Consider the following 15,195-nt stretch of genomic DNA (forward strand, 5'->3'; position numbering starts at 1 on the left):
CCTCATCATGTCCAATCGCCTTTAATAGGTCATCTATGACAGAATAGATAGTAACTATTTCATTTAACATATTTCCCTCCTAATTTTCTGTCTAGAGGGATTTTATTGTTTTTATACCCCTATGTCATCTTTCTTGGTATGTAACTAGCAACTTGAGTTATTAGCCATAATTATCCCTTTTTTTCTTGCTCAGATTATGCCGAACAGCAAGTGGCTAATAGGTTATGCTATTTGTTTTGGAACTTTTGCTATTTCTGAGTATTATAATCACTTAACAACGCCAATCGAGCAACGAGGAAATGGTTTTGTTTACGCCTGGGCAATGCTTGCGAATTATTTAATAAATACATCGGGAACTGTGGGAATAATCGATAGAGCTATTGTATTATACTGTAAGTCAAGAGGTTATAAAATCAATATATGGTTCATAGTTAATATAATTTTTCTTGATTGGATGCTTGTTTACATAGCAGTATTGATAGTTAGCATTCCTAAATAGATAGGCATTATTAAACAGAAAACAAGGATTGTCAGGACTAAAGTCCTTACTACAAACTTTAATTGATTTACGTCTAACGACTTAGTGAGTATCCCTTGATTTCTACTAATTTAAAATCCACTATTGAGGCTCATAGTATACCTCACTAAAATAGGAAAAGCTATAGTGAAGTTCACATAACATCAGGAGTATTCACAGTGAATCAGATACAACTGACTTTAACTATTAGTTACTTGTTAATGACATGCTACTTTTTAAGTAATTGGTTAATATTTTCCCTACGTAATCCTGCTTCTACTCCAGAAGATAAATTTCTATCAGTTGTGATGTTTCTACTAACAACTATCTTCTGGCCTCTGATGATTCCGATGTCTTGTTTAGAAATGCTTCAAAAAAAGCGAATAGACTTTAGTAAAATGATTCCTGTTATTTTAGCAATATTTGTTTTTAGTATTTCATATTATTTGACCAATTGACACTCCCCTTTTCTATTGAGACGGGGATTCTTGGTTCCCTGACTCGCCGTTAGACAGCAGGCTTGCGCCCTTACGGGTGCGGCAGTCGCTCATGGAGGAGACCCCCAAGACCGCGCTGCCTTACCAACAGCCTAAGAGGGCAAATCTCCTGATTATGCCTTCAATCATCAAGTTTGAATATCTCAAGTCAAGTCTCCATTGGACTTGCATAACATATTTGTTATTTTTATCTTTGAGCTAATTTTATAGGATAGAAATTCTAAGCACTGTTTGACCCTATCCTAAGATAGAGCTTTTTATTGCCCACTGTTAGGAGAGAACTTTGGTAAACACCACAATTAAAACAACAAAATCACAAGAAGTCTTCGCCGCCGCTCAAAACCTGATGCCAGGAGGAGTCAGTTCTCCTGTTCGTGCCTTTAAATCTGTGGGTGGACAACCCATTGTATTTGATCGTGTTAAAGGCGCATATATTTGGGATGTAGATGGCAACCAATACATAGACTATGTAGGCACTTGGGGGCCAGCTATTTGCGGTCATGCTCATCCAGAAGTCATTGCAGCATTGCATGAAGCTTTAGAAAAAGGCACTAGTTTCGGCGCTCCCTCAGTCCTCGAAAATGTTTTGGCAGAAATGGTCATCGATGCCGTTCCTAGCATCGAAATGGTTAGATTTGTCAATTCGGGAACTGAAGCCTGTATGGGAGTTTTGCGGTTAATGCGGGCTTTCACCAACCGGGAGAAAATCATCAAGTTTGAAGGTTGCTACCACGGACACGCCGATGCGTTTCTAGTGAAGGCGGGTTCTGGTGTTGCCACACTTGGCTTGCCAGACTCACCGGGAGTACCTAAATTGGCAACTAGCACTACTCTAACCGCGCCTTTCAATGACCTAGAATCCGTCAAAGCCTTGTTTGAAGAAAACCGCGACGAGATTGCTGGTGTCATTCTTGAGCCAGTCGTTGGCAATGCTGGGTTTATTGCACCTGATGCTGGGTTCCTAGAAGGATTACGGGAACTGACCCACGAGTATGGAGCATTATTAGTATTTGACGAAGTGATGACCGGCTTCCGCATTGCTTACGGTGGCGCTCAGGAAAAATTTGGCGTCACTCCTGATTTAACCACCTTGGGTAAGGTAATTGGTGGTGGTTTGCCAGTAGGAGCTTATGGTGGTCGTCGAGATATTATGTCAATGGTTGCCCCCGCAGGCCCCGTATATCAAGCTGGGACACTTTCTGGTAATCCTTTGGCGATGACTGCTGGCATTAAGACTTTAGAATTGCTGCAAAAGCCAGGTACTTACGAGTATCTTGACCGGATTACTAAAAAGCTAGCAGATGGTTTGTTGCAAATTGCTAAAGAGACTGGTCATACAGTTTGTGGTGGTCAAATCAGCGCGATGTTTGGCTTATTCTTTACCTCTGGCCCAGTTCATAACTACGAAGATGCGAAAAAGTCTGATACAGCAAAATTTGGACGCTTTCATCGGGGTATGTTAGAGCATGGTGTTTACTTAGCACCTTCTCAATTTGAAGCTGGGTTTACATCTTTTGCTCACACCGAAGAGGATATTGATCAGACTTTAGCAGTAGCAAGGGATGTAATGTCTAGCCTGTGATGCGAATTATAGCAGTTCTCGTTTGGATGCAACCCACCTACTAAGCACAGCAATACTCATTGGTGTCAACTTAACGTCAAAGTTAGTCAACGAGAATGCTTTGAAACATTACCTCGTTCCCAGTCGGAGGCTGGGAACGCCCCTTGTTGGGGTTACCTCCTCCCTGACTCGCAGAAGATATTTACAAAAAAACCGTCCAAAATTACCATCTGAACGGGATTTTTTCCTATTAAGATTTAATGTCAACCTAATCTACTAAAGGTTGCACTATGATTTCAAAACTACAAGTCAGGAGGCAAAATCACCTGATCAATTGCGTGAATTACACCGTTGCTGCCTGTGATATCTGCCTGTGTCACTCTAGCATCATTGACAGTCACACCAGTAGCAGGATCAACTTTAACATTGATTGCGCCACCTTCCAGGCTTTTAACTTCGCCAGACTTCAAATCAGTGGACAATACCTTACCAGATACTACATGGTAAGTTAAAATCTTGAGCAACACTTCTTTGTTATCTGGTTTTAACAATTCTTGCAAAGCATCTGGTGGCAACTTAGCAAAAGCTGCATCAGTGGGTGCAAAAATAGTTAAGTTATCTGTGCCTTGCAAAGCTCCGGTTAATCCTGCTGCTTTCAAAGCCTTGGTTAAAGTTGTAAAAGAAGCGTTTGACTCTGCCAACGCTAACAAATTTTTGCCTTGATTATCGCTTGCCCCTGGTGCTGGTGGAGTAGTCGGTGTACTAGGTTGAGTTTCTGGTATAGGACGTGGGGTGCGGGGTGTAGGTTCACTAGGTGTAGCACCACCACGGTTATAAGGAGGCTCGTTAAAAATACTCGGTCTGGGATTTAGCGTTCCACCGCCAGTGTTCTGTGCTACTTCTTGGCGTTGTGTGTATTGAGCGTTTGCTTGAAGGTCTTGACCCTGATTATAGGGAGCTTCGTTGAAAATACTGGGGTTAGGATTTAGTGCCGATTTCGCATCAGATGGTAAAGTAATTAGGAGGCTGAAACTAGTAAATCCCGCTATGCCTGCTAACGTAGTCAGCAATTTGCTGTAATTTGTCTTCATAAATTTTGTTTGTCTTTTTGTCCACACATTACATAAAGATTTATAACATTTTGCTAGGCACAAAATCTAACCCAAGAGGAGAGTAAGATTTTTCACCAGAATAATTTGTGCTGGTGAGGTAAAATATCTAACTCCGGCTCACGCTGACATGCATGAAACATATCTAGCATATATTTTATGTAAATTGAGCAAATTTTCTCAATGACACCAAATAAATACTTAAAAAGCCCCATTTAGTGTAGTGTCAGCTATAAGAAAGTGTGAAAATCTTACATCTACAAGTTATAAATTACAATAGGCTTAGAGTAAGATTCTACTTAAAAGCCAATTTATATACAAATCTGTACGTAAAATAGTAGTTTCACAAATCCTGCACCCCAGATGGAAGAAGGCTATATCTCTGAATTAATCATTGATTATTCAACAAAAGTACAGAAATTAATTACGTAAATATCTCAATAGGCTGACGGTGACAGAAATTCAACTAACGGCTGAAGACTTGTGACTGAGCAGTTAGGTTTATTTATGTATCCCGAATTAAATTATTTAATTATTTGATATTTGAATCAATTAGAAAATAATATTTTTTAATCGATAATTTTGCCAAAAATCAGGCATCCGTTCAACGCTGATGTCAATTAAATAGACAACTAAGCAACTAACGCCAATACAAATTACTTTAACTAAAGATACAATTGTTAAAGTTAACAAAGTTGAGCAGTTACAAGGTATACAATATGCTGGAATTATACCAATGGGAACTCTCTCAATACTCAGAGAAAGTGCGCCTAATTCTAGATTTTAAAGGACTAGATTACCGCAAAATAGAGGTAACACCTGGGATTGGACAGGTAGAATTGTTCCGGCTGACTGGTCAGAAACAAGTCCCAGTATTAAAGGATCGTAATAGATACATTGCGGATTCTACGGAAATAGCTAAGTATTTAGACTTAGAGTATCCCGATCGCCCAATAATACCGCAAGATCCCAAAAAACGGGGTTTAACTTTATTAATAGAAGAATGGGCCGATGAGTCCATAGGCATCAAAGGTCGCAAAGCACTATTTGCAGCCGTAAGTCAAGATCAAAATTTCCGTAAGTCTTTATTACCCACCTCAACACCAGATATATTTAAAAGTCTGATTGGAGGAGTACCTAGCGACTTACTGACAGTGTTGGGTTTTGGCGTAGGTTACAGCCCAGATTTGATCCAGTCAGCGATCGCATCTTTGAAACAAGACTTGGAAGCCTTAACATTATTATTGGCAGATAGTCCTTATTTAACAGGAGATGAGCCGACTTTAGCTGACTTGGCAGTAGCCGGGTTATCGATATTGCTAAAGTTTCCCTCTGGCCCCTATCTGGATTTACCAGCTTCTATCAGAGGTAAAGGATTACCAATCTTTTCAGAGAATATAGATTATCAACCATTCTTTACCTGGCGCGATCGCCTTTACGCCCAATTCCGCAGACCGTTAATCACTACCACTTCAGCAACAGGGAGTGCGCCAACTTCGATTCAAATTGATTAGATAATGGGCATGGGGACTGGGGACTGGGGACTGGGGATTGGGAATTAGGGATTAGGTAATGGGAGAGAATAACTTAAGACAAATAACCAATGACCAATGACAAATGACAAATGACAAATGACTAATCAGATGAATTCGGGACAGCCATTAGGTTCGGTCATTCAAGGTTCTCTAACTGAAGGTTTAGAAGTACGATTGCATCCTGACATTTCTGTAGAAGATATGCGAGTAGGTAAATTTCTCGTTGTCCAAGGGATGCGATCGCGTTTTTTTTGTATGCTGACAGATGTAGCATTGGGAGCCGCTAATGCACGAATTATTGCTAATCCCCCCAGTTGGGAAGACACTTTTTTACGAGATGTTTTAGCCGGAAGTGGGACTTATGGTACTATCAACCTCGCGCCGATGTTGATGTTCACTCCCGAATCTGAAGAATCTTTCTCTCCAACAAATGGCAAATCGGCAAATCCCTTCCTCCCATCAATGACAGGTTTGGCTTCATTTGTGCCACAAACTAGCACGACGATGGAATTGTTACCTGTTAAAACTATTCCTAGCCACTTTAGTCAAGTTTACGAAGCCAGTGTTGACGATTTTCGCCGGGTATTTGGTTGGGAAGATGACCCCCAAAGGCGGAATTTTTCTATCGGCAAACCTTTAGACATGGATGTGCCCGTTTGCATCGATTTAAACCGCTTCGTGGAACGGAGTAATGGGGTTTTTGGGAAATCTGGTACTGGTAAATCTTTTCTAACACGGTTACTTTTGGCTGGGGTTATCCGTAAAAATGCGGCAGTCAACTTAATTTTTGATATGCACTCTGAGTATGGCTGGGAAGCTGTTGCAGAAGGTAAGAACGTCAATACTGTTAAGGGACTAAAGCAATTATTTCCTAGTAAGGTGGAAGTCTACACCCTCGACCCGGAATCGACAAAGCGCCGGGGTGTACGTGATGCTCAAGAACTTTATTTGAGTTATGAGCAAATTGAAGTTGAAGATATTAAATTATGTAGCCGAGATTTAGGACTCTCTGACGCAGCCTTAGATAACGCCAACATTCTATACAGCGAGTTTGGCAAATCTTGGATTGTCCAGTTGCTAAATATGACTAACGAAGAAATCGAGATGTTCTGCGACGAGAAGCGCGGACACAAAGGCTCGATTATGGCATTGCAGCGCAAACTCTTGCGGATGGATAGCTTGAAGTATATGCGAGCAGTTTGCCCCCAGAATTACATTAGTAAAATTGTCCAGTGTCTAGAATCTGGGAAGAATGTTGTGATAGAATTTGGTTCCCAGTCTAATATGCTCTCTTATATGTTGGTGACAAACATGATCACCAGGCGGATTCACGAGCATTACGTCAAAAAAGCAGATAAATTTTTGCAAAGCAAGAACCCGAACGATCGCCCCACACCATTGATGATTACCATTGAAGAGGCGCACCGTTTTCTTGATCCAGCGATCGTACAAAGTACTATCTTTGGGACTATTGCCCGTGAATTGCGAAAGTATTTTGTCACACTTTTGGTAGTTGATCAACGTCCGTCGGGCATAGATAATGAAGTTATGTCCCAGATCGGGACTCGCATTACCGCTTTGCTTAATGACGAAAAAGACATTGACGCAATTTTTACAGGTGTATCTGGTGGTAGCGGACTGCGATCGGTGTTGGCAAAGTTAGACTCGAAGCAACAAGCTTTAATATTGGGTCACGCTGTTCCTATGCCAGTAGTAGTGCGTACCCGGCCTTATGACGCAACTTTTTACGAAGAAATTGGTGAGCCAGCCTGGGAAGAAAAACCTGACGCAGAAGTATTCGCTGCGGCTGAACTAGCCAAAGCTGACCTGGGATTTTAGATAGTCATTTGTCATTGGTCATTAGTTATTGGTCAAATAATGAGTCATAACCAATGCCCCATGCCCAATGCCCCATTCCCCATGCCCAATTCGTAACATCCCTCCATCCTGACAGCAAATTAAGTTCGGTTATCCGGATAGTTTTTGGCAACAGAAGAGGAGTTTTTGGCGTCACTATAGATATAGTCAGTGATTTCAAGGAAGTTTAATTTTTTTTTGCAAACAGGCAATTTTGAATTATAATTAGAGGCTTTATCTTAAGATACTTTACTATCTGCCTGATTTATCGTACTATAAAGCTAAGTGAACTCATTCCGACTTCGGATTTATCGGTTGCTGTAAGTGACTGCTAAAAAGAAGAATTATCAAAAAGAACCAGTGTGCTTATAAAAGATTAGATTGAAAATTTAGGAAAGGTAGGGGAACCTATCATTGGGAGCTTACCGTCTTAACAACGGCTGTATCAATTGATTAATTGCTTTTGGTAGCTCCCAATATTTCGTGATAGATGTACTACTTTTTCCAAACCATTTTAGTAAGAAAACATACATTTTATTTACGGAGTAGAGGACATCGCACCAATGCCTACTGTCAATACCCAAACGGAAAACCTCAACACCAAATTTACGGCTGATATGGTGCGAACCTATCTGCGAGAAATTGGTCGTGTAGCACTACTAACCCGTGAGCAAGAAATTGTTTTTGGGAAGCAGGTGCAACAAATGATGACGCTCATCGACGCCAAAGAAGCTTTGGCGAAGAAGTTGCAACGGGAACCGAATATGTCAGAGTGGGCTGACCACGTTCAAAAATCGGAAACCGAGATACAACAAACGGTGGCGCAAGGTAAGCGGGCAAAGCAAAAAATGATCGAAGCGAATTTGCGCTTGGTTGTTGCTATTGCCAAAAAGTACCAAAAGCGGAATATGGAGTTTCTGGATTTAATCCAGGAAGGAACACTAGGATTAGAGCGGGGTGTGGAGAAATTTGATCCAATGAGGGGTTATAAATTCTCGACTTATGCTTACTGGTGGATTCGCCAAGCGATTACCCGTGCGATCGCTCAACAAGGTCGTACTATCCGCTTACCGATCCATATTACCGAAAAACTGAACAAAATCAAAAAAGTGCAACGCGAGTTGGCTCAAACCTTGGGGCGATCGCCTACTCCAGCCGAAATTGCCAAAGAATTGGAAATAGAACCTGCTCAGATTCGGGAGTACCTGAATATGGCGCGTCAACCAGTGTCTTTGGATGTTAAAGTTGGCGATAACCAGGATACTGAGTTGCAAGAAATGCTCGAAGATAACGGCCCGTCACCAGAGTATTACACCAACCAGGAATTCTTACGCCAAGACTTGAACAACCTGCTAGCAGAACTAACCCCGCAACAGCGAGAAGTTGTAGCTTTACGCTTTGGTTTAGAAGATGGTAATGAAATGTCATTGGCGAAAGTCGGTGAGAGATTGAATCTCAGTCGCGAACGTGTGCGCCAGTTAGAGCATCAAGCTTTGGCTCATCTGCGTCGCCGTCGTGCCAATGTCAAAGAATACGTTGCTAGTTAAAACGAGAGACGCGAAACCCCGCGTCTTTACACCACCTTGGTGATGCGCCTCCTGAATTCAGGGGGCGATTTTTTTATGCTGAAAACATTTTCTGCCAAACAGTTATAGCAGGAGGCAGAAGGCAGNNAACTCCAAAAATTCTAGTTTTGTGGCTCTTTTTCAGGAGGGGTTTGAATCCTATAAGTGAAAAAAAACCTTCTGCCTCCTGCCTCCTTCAATAACTTTTTTGGTAAAAAATGACTGCATTGATACTGATGACAAGCGATCGCATCTAGAAGCGCTTGTAAATCATCCACCCAGAAGATGTACATATAATTCTTTATTTGTATAAAATTATATACAAACTTTTATACTATCAATAAAAAATTTAATTTGATATAAGTCTGACGATAGATAAATTTTATGTAAACATGGTTTAGATTTGTAACAGGTTACACATAACTAGGTAAAACACATGGCCAACATAATTGACACTGCCACTAATAATGGTTCTTTCAAGACACTAGTTGCAGCAATCGAAGCAGCTGGTCTGGTAGATACACTGAAAGGCGCTGGCCCATTTACCGTCTTTGCACCTACTGATGCAGCTTTTAATAAGCTTCCAGCAGGTACAGTAGATGCATTACTGAAAGATATTCCTAAGCTCAAGAAAATCTTGACCTATCATGTTGTCTCAGGCAAAGTACTGGCTGCTGACGTGGCTAAACTGAAGACAGCCAAAACAGTTGAAGGTTCAGATGTGAAAATTGATGCTTCTAATGGCGTCAAGATAAACGATGCAAAAGTTGCAACCGCAGATGTTGCTGCTGATAACGGTGTCATCCACGTAATTGACACAGTTTTGATTCCTGCATAAGCAAACCTCACAATAGCGAATGCTATTTGTAGGACGGCGACTACCTAATAGTCGTTTCTCTATTACAGTCTGGTTGAATGTTTTTTAGTAAACACTAACTACCAACAAATCCATCTAGATGCTGTCTAGATGGATTTATTGTTTTATTGGTGTAGGGACGTTGCAATTGCTAGTACAACATGGCGGAAATAAACCAATCATTCCAAATCAACGAAACCCTTATGCTGTATTCATTTTTAATTTTTAATTTTTAATTCCGCCTTGCGGTACTAGTCTCTCTTTATTAGATGTAATCAAATTTTTAATTTTGCCAAACCCAAATAACGGATACCTTCGGGGGAAATGTCAAAACGGCAAGGTAAGACTTCTAAACCGAGAGCGATCGCATCCCTTAATAATTTACCATAGACGGGATCTGTGCGATCGCCAGGAGAGAACTCAGTACAATCACTGCGATTGATAAAGTAAAGCATCACCGCACGAGTAGAAGGTAACAGCGCCATTAGTTCTCGCAAGTGCTTTTGTCCTCTTGTAGTCTCGGTGTCAGGAAATAGGGCTAATCTCCCCTCAGACAAAGTTGTATTTTTCACTTCTAAATAAATCGGGCGTTCTTCATCACTCCCCGTCAAGAAAAAATCCACTCGACTTTTTTTATCTAGTCCATAAACCACCTCGCCCTTGATTTGGCTATAGTCGCCCAATTCTGGGAAAAGGTGTTTCGCCAAAGCTAGTTTCACCACCCGATTGGGCAAAAAAGTATTTATGCCTACCCAAGTCGGCTCATTGTCATGTACTTGAATTAGTTCTAAAGTGTAAGCCAATTTGCGGTTAAGATTATCGCTTTTGGAAAGCTGTACCGCACTTTGGGGAGTCGATACTCCAGTCATCGGCCCTGTATTCGGACAGTGTGCTGTAACTATCTCGCCAGAAGTAAGTTGAACGTCAGCAAAAAATCGCTTGTAGCGTTTTAGCAGAATACCTGGATATAAAGGTGGGTAACGGTAAAGCCAATCTATCATTATGAAACCTTGTTGCTGCTAGTCAATATACGTCGATTCCTTACCCACCGAACCCATATCTGCAAATCTTTTCAGCAGCTACTCTGCCCTGTCAGAGAATTTGAGTAACTTTACATATCATGGATTGTCAATTTTTGTAGTTAAATTAACAACATAGTAATAAAAAGTATTATATACTAAGTACTATAAGTCTCCCATAAAAAATCCGGGAGAATTCAATATGCAAGGAGGTAAATCCTATGCAAAAAGTGTGGACAGCAACGGAATTAGAATATGCTTTTCTTTTTACTCTTAGAAAAGTAAATTCGATAAATCTAGAAGGTTTCAAACCATTTTTTAGTAATATGCCTGTTGATCCTTATATCAAAGGCAACTATCGTTCCAGAAGATTATCTCGATTCACCATTTCGGGAAATGAGTTAATCAAATTACCTCATGGCTACTTCTTTCAAAGTAAAGAGCATAATCCATTGTTGGGCAATATAAAAAGAGAGTTTGCAGAATTAGATGATGCACTCATAAAGCTTGATATTTTTAGAAATCTTGTTTTAGCATTTAGTGATTCTTGTAAACTTCATCCTGAAGCTGAAATCGGAGTTCATCAAATTAGAATTAGTTGTTCACCAAATAATTTTAGTAATCCAGCGCCGGAGGGTATCCATCAAGATGGTACTGATTTTATTGGCATATTTTCCGTAGATAGAGATAATATTCAAGGTGGAGAAACACATCTCTATACTGACAAAAAAGAAAAACCTGTGTTTAGCAAAGTTCTAAATCCGGGTGAACTTTTATTGATAAATGACCGTGATTTTTTCCACTTTGCCAATCCCATAAAACCACAAACTGACGCTCAAGGGAGTTTCGATGTTTTTGTACTGACTTCTCCCAGCTTGCTTTCAGAATAATTTTAGTCAACTGTAAATATTTTACAATCTACGAGATATGGGGAATTGAATGTAGTCATTTCCCCAGCTTTTTTATTTGGAATCGGAAATAATCTGGCTGAGAGTGGTTTATTCAACTTGATAGCTAAAGTTGCCATATCAATTAACAAAGCTGTAATTTTTTCTATTGTTATATCACCTGGAATCGGAACTGTGTCCAGTCCGCAGCCACAAACTGCTGAATATAATAATAAATTTGTAATATCATAGGTTTGCTCATTAGCTCTTGCAGCTAGTCCAACATCTTCACACACTGGAAGCATCAGTCCAGAGTAACCACAGATTTTTACTGATACGCTTTTCAACACACGAGTCAGCATCCCAGAAATTGCGAGAGTTCCTGAATGCCCAAACTTGCCACTCATCAATTTTTCATAAGCAAAAGCAATACTAGTTTGTTTATCCAAAGATGGCGCAATAGATGTATCAATTCCTTTATATGATACGGCAAATTTATCAGATAGTTTTTCAGCAATAACTGCGATTTTATTTAATTCTAATTCTAAAATTAATTGTAGGTTTTGCTCTGCTGTTGTAATATTGTTAGCTTGTGATAATGCTTGCATTATCAAGTCGCCTAACTCTAAGCCAATAGTAAAAGATGTATTACCTGTATGGTATGCAGTAGGGAAAAAGGGAATATCTGGCTGGCAGTTTGCCCATACACAAAAACGAAAGTTGCCATAACCATTTTCACTCTCTTGGGAAATACGTTTAATAGTTTTGGCTGATTCTCTAGCATTCTCAAAATTGATGCCAGTTTCTCTATCACCAATTTTGCTAGAGCAATAAATAATCGATGTATATTTGTTAATATCTGGAATTATATCTATGGTTTCGGGTTTGCTAGCATAACCAATATTGAAAAAGCTGATATTCAGACTTTGGCAAAGTTGTTCTAGAGTTTGAATTTCATTGATCATTTCAATTTTAGATAAGCCTTGCAGATATTCTTCCCAGGTATTAGTGGCAATTCTAGTTGTTTGTACCTCATATCCTTGTTTTTCAAAAAAAATCTGCGCTTGCCGATTAAACTCAGCAGCTTGCTTAATTTTTTCCTGCTTTTGTAGGGATTGAAGTGATATACCTGTTGTAATAGTTCTAATTTTCATTGGTATAAAATTGTTATTGATATTTGTATTAAATCTACCTCCAAAACCGTGGTGTGTTGGTTTTATTTCACAGAAAACATGAAATTAAGCAAAGCCACGCTGGATACTTAGAATATTAAGGGTGAGTGCATAGGTTAGGCTATGAAGCAAGTCTGCTGGAATTCAACTAACTGAATCAACAAACAAATGCCATGAATGACGAATTCTACAATAGAGGATTGGAAAAGGCTAGGCGAAAAGACTACGCTGGAGCAATTGAGGAATTTAACCATGCTTTACAATTGACACCTTACCTTAGCGAAGCTTACTTGCAACGGGGTTTGGCATATTATGACTCAGGAGCAGTCCTTAAGGCTGTTTCAGATTATACCGAAGCCCTGAAGCTGAATCCTGATAGTCTAGAGGCGTATTATTGTCGTGGATTAGCCAGGGTGGCGCTGAAAAATTTACCGGGGGCGCTGGAGGATGTGGAACGGGCTATTCGTCTTAATCTCAATTATGCTGCTGCTTATAATCTACGGGGGATGGTGCGGCGCAAACAGGGTTATATTCAAGATGCGATCGCTAATTTTAAAAAAGCTGCACAATTATATCTAGAGCAACAGGACAAAGAGAATTGTCGCCTGTGTCTGGAATTAATTAAACAGCTACAACCCCAAGAATTACCTGTTGTACAGCAAACACATTCCACTAATACGCCAATTTTATCCACAAAGGAATATTTCACACAATTATTAGAAAAGGCTGAAAAAGGAGATACCCAAGAGGCACTTGCCGATTTAAACTGGGTATTAAAAGCCGATCCGCAAGATGCCCAAGCTTACTGCTGCCGTGGTGTTGTCCGTTGTAAAATGGGAAATTATCGAGAAGCGATCGCAGATTTTAATCAAGCATTGCGACTAAATTTCCAAGATGCCATTGTCTATCGCAACCGAGGCAAAGCCCGTTCTGTATTGGGAGATCATCAAGGAGCGATCGCAGACCTTAATCAAGCACTCCAAATACAACCCGAAGATGCCTTAGTTTATATTGCCAGAGGTAATGCCTATCGGGCAATGGGCAATTATATCGATGCAATTCAAGATTACACCCAAGCGCTGCAAATTAATCCTGATGATGCTCATGCTTACTACAATCGCGGCATTGCCTATACTTGCTTAGAAGAAATGCAAAATGCCGTGGAGAATTATCAACAGGCGGCGAGTATTTTTTGTGAACAAGAAGATTGGGGAAATTATCAACAAGTCTTAAGTAGCCTAGAAAAAATCCAGAAATTTAGTCCAGAGTCAAAAAAGCAAAAATATAACTTGCTACGTCAGCGACTTTTACGAATGGTGGGGGGATACTGGGAAATTGCCGAACGATTGATTGAGCAAAAGCAAGATTACTATCCTGGGATGTCAGACGAGTGGTATTTGCAAAAAGTGATTGATGATTTAGAACGCGATCGCGGTAGATAAAATATAAATGCCACTAAACACATAAATTCACCCGTACACTTGTACGGGTGAAAATGCGATCAATCACTTCTTATATTAAACGCACCCTATATTAACAACGTTTTAAAGTTTAGTTAGAAGTGCGAGTTTGACGGCGACGACGCAATCCAAACATACCAATTGCTCCCACTGCGAACATTGACAGAGTAACAGATGGTTCAGGAACGGTAGCGCCAATTAACTCTCTAACATTTGCCTCGCCGACATCAAGAACGACAATAACATCATTAAAGTCACGGTCAGAACCTTCATTCCACTTGCCAGTTGCAGAATCTACCCCTGAAGCGTGTAAACCTCCGTATAAATCCTCGAACGCCAGTATGATGTAGTTGTTGTAAGCGTAAGCAACGGCGTGCTGTAGTCCGTCAGCATTAGAGGCAGTTTCAGTACCAAATATATTGGCAGAGGTGCCACGATTGAGACCATCAGCTCTCAACCATAAGTCGAGTTGAGTACCTGCCGTAACATTACCAATATTGACCCCATCGCCAAATTTTAGGGCATTACCGCCCCAACCACCAACACACCCGTCTCCTTCACAAGAAATATCATTAAAAAGCAGCCCAGACTTGTTAGTAGTTCCTGTGGCATTAAAGGCTAACTGGTTTCTATAACCTGCGCCCTCATTGATAAAGTAAACAGAAACATCATGGTCGTATTTTAAGTTTAATTGAGTGGGGTCTAATTTAAATTGTCCGCTGTTTGGGAGAACAACACTTTCAGCTTGGACAAATTGTTGAAAAGGAGTGTCGTTAAAACCAGTTTGAGACTTATTGTATACCGTTGGTTGAGTCCAGGAATTATCCCAGCTAAAATCAGCAGCAGATGCAGTTTCTACTTTGGAAACTAATCCGGTTAAGGTAGCTGTAGCGGCAATCAAGGCAGTGAGTAAATTAAGTTTCATATCAAGAGTCATTAGTAGGGAAAACAATTTAGATAATGCTTTTGGGAGCAACTATCTGTGTTCTGTCGTCTCTTACTTCTAACAGCTATTCTTCTGCAAAGTCAATCGATAATTTAGCCTTTATTGGTATATTCAAATAGCTCTTTATCTAAAGTAATTCCACTTAAAACAGACTATTTTGTATCAGTTCATTTACTGTTATTAGTACTTAGCATTGAAACTGATAGATGATGAA

Annotated in this window: 11 protein-coding genes; 7 read left to right on the forward strand and 4 right to left on the reverse strand. The window is 40.2% G+C overall.

The features are described from left to right. Positions 1-1,297: 1,297 nt before the first annotated feature. Positions 1,298-2,596 carry a glutamate-1-semialdehyde 2,1-aminomutase gene (gene hemL / locus A4S05_RS13345; RefSeq protein WP_069070318.1) on the forward strand — a complete coding sequence of 433 codons (1,299 nt, stop codon included), beginning with the start codon at positions 1,298-1,300 and terminating at the stop codon, positions 2,594-2,596. 281 nt (positions 2,597-2,877) lie between these two features. On the opposite strand, the gene A4S05_RS13350 is transcribed toward hemL, so the two are convergent. Next, positions 2,878-3,666: a fasciclin domain-containing protein gene (locus A4S05_RS13350; protein ID WP_069070319.1), complete on the reverse strand. Its 789-nt coding sequence runs from the start codon at positions 3,664-3,666 to the stop codon at positions 2,878-2,880. A gap of 737 nt (positions 3,667-4,403) precedes the next feature. Between A4S05_RS13350 and A4S05_RS13355 the strand changes: the two genes are divergently transcribed. From A4S05_RS13355 to A4S05_RS13370, 4 genes are all read left to right on the forward strand, one after another. Beyond that, positions 4,404-5,198 carry a glutathione S-transferase family protein gene (locus tag A4S05_RS13355; protein WP_069070320.1) on the forward strand — a complete coding sequence of 265 codons (795 nt, stop codon included), beginning with the start codon at positions 4,404-4,406 and terminating at the stop codon, positions 5,196-5,198. A 129-nt stretch (positions 5,199-5,327) separates the two neighbouring features. Beyond that, positions 5,328-7,058 carry a helicase HerA domain-containing protein gene (locus tag A4S05_RS13360; RefSeq protein ID WP_069070389.1) on the forward strand — a complete coding sequence of 577 codons (1,731 nt, stop codon included), beginning with the start codon at positions 5,328-5,330 and terminating at the stop codon, positions 7,056-7,058. A 581-nt stretch (positions 7,059-7,639) separates the two neighbouring features. Next, positions 7,640-8,623: an RNA polymerase sigma factor, RpoD/SigA family gene (locus tag A4S05_RS13365; protein WP_069070321.1), complete on the forward strand. Its 984-nt coding sequence runs from the start codon at positions 7,640-7,642 to the stop codon at positions 8,621-8,623. 454 nt (positions 8,624-9,077) lie between these two features. After that, the gene (locus tag A4S05_RS13370) at positions 9,078-9,479 is read left to right on the forward strand and encodes a fasciclin domain-containing protein (RefSeq protein ID WP_069070322.1); all 402 of its coding nucleotides are present in this window, start codon (positions 9,078-9,080) and stop codon (positions 9,477-9,479) included. Between the two features lie 293 nt (positions 9,480-9,772). Here the strand turns inward: A4S05_RS13370 and sfsA are convergent, their stop codons facing one another. Beyond that, positions 9,773-10,498: a DNA/RNA nuclease SfsA gene (gene sfsA, locus A4S05_RS13375; protein ID WP_069070323.1), complete on the reverse strand. Its 726-nt coding sequence runs from the start codon at positions 10,496-10,498 to the stop codon at positions 9,773-9,775. A gap of 239 nt (positions 10,499-10,737) precedes the next feature. Here sfsA and A4S05_RS13380 point away from each other — a divergent pair, with 239 nt between their 5' ends. After that, complete coding sequence (locus tag A4S05_RS13380) at positions 10,738-11,406, forward strand: 2OG-Fe dioxygenase family protein (protein WP_069070324.1); 669 nt, start codon at positions 10,738-10,740, stop codon at positions 11,404-11,406. 2 nt (positions 11,407-11,408) lie between these two features. Here A4S05_RS13380 and A4S05_RS13385 read toward each other — a convergent pair whose 3' ends face one another. Beyond that, positions 11,409-12,557, reverse strand: coding sequence for a DUF711 family protein (locus A4S05_RS13385; RefSeq protein ID WP_069070325.1), 1,149 nt, complete (start codon positions 12,555-12,557; stop codon positions 11,409-11,411). Positions 12,558-12,748: 191 nt separating this feature from the next. Between A4S05_RS13385 and A4S05_RS13390 the strand changes: the two genes are divergently transcribed. Further along, entirely contained in the window at positions 12,749-14,017 is a 1,269-nt protein-coding gene (locus A4S05_RS13390) for a tetratricopeptide repeat protein (RefSeq protein ID WP_069070326.1), read from the forward strand. A gap of 109 nt (positions 14,018-14,126) precedes the next feature. Here the strand turns inward: A4S05_RS13390 and A4S05_RS13395 are convergent, their stop codons facing one another. Further along, the gene (locus A4S05_RS13395) at positions 14,127-14,960 is read right to left on the reverse strand and encodes a DUF4114 domain-containing protein (protein WP_069070327.1); all 834 of its coding nucleotides are present in this window, start codon (positions 14,958-14,960) and stop codon (positions 14,127-14,129) included. Positions 14,961-15,195: the final 235 nt, after the last annotated feature.

The organism is Nostoc sp. KVJ20, from assembly GCF_001712795.1.
Lineage (GTDB): Bacteria > Cyanobacteriota > Cyanobacteriia > Cyanobacteriales > Nostocaceae > Nostoc.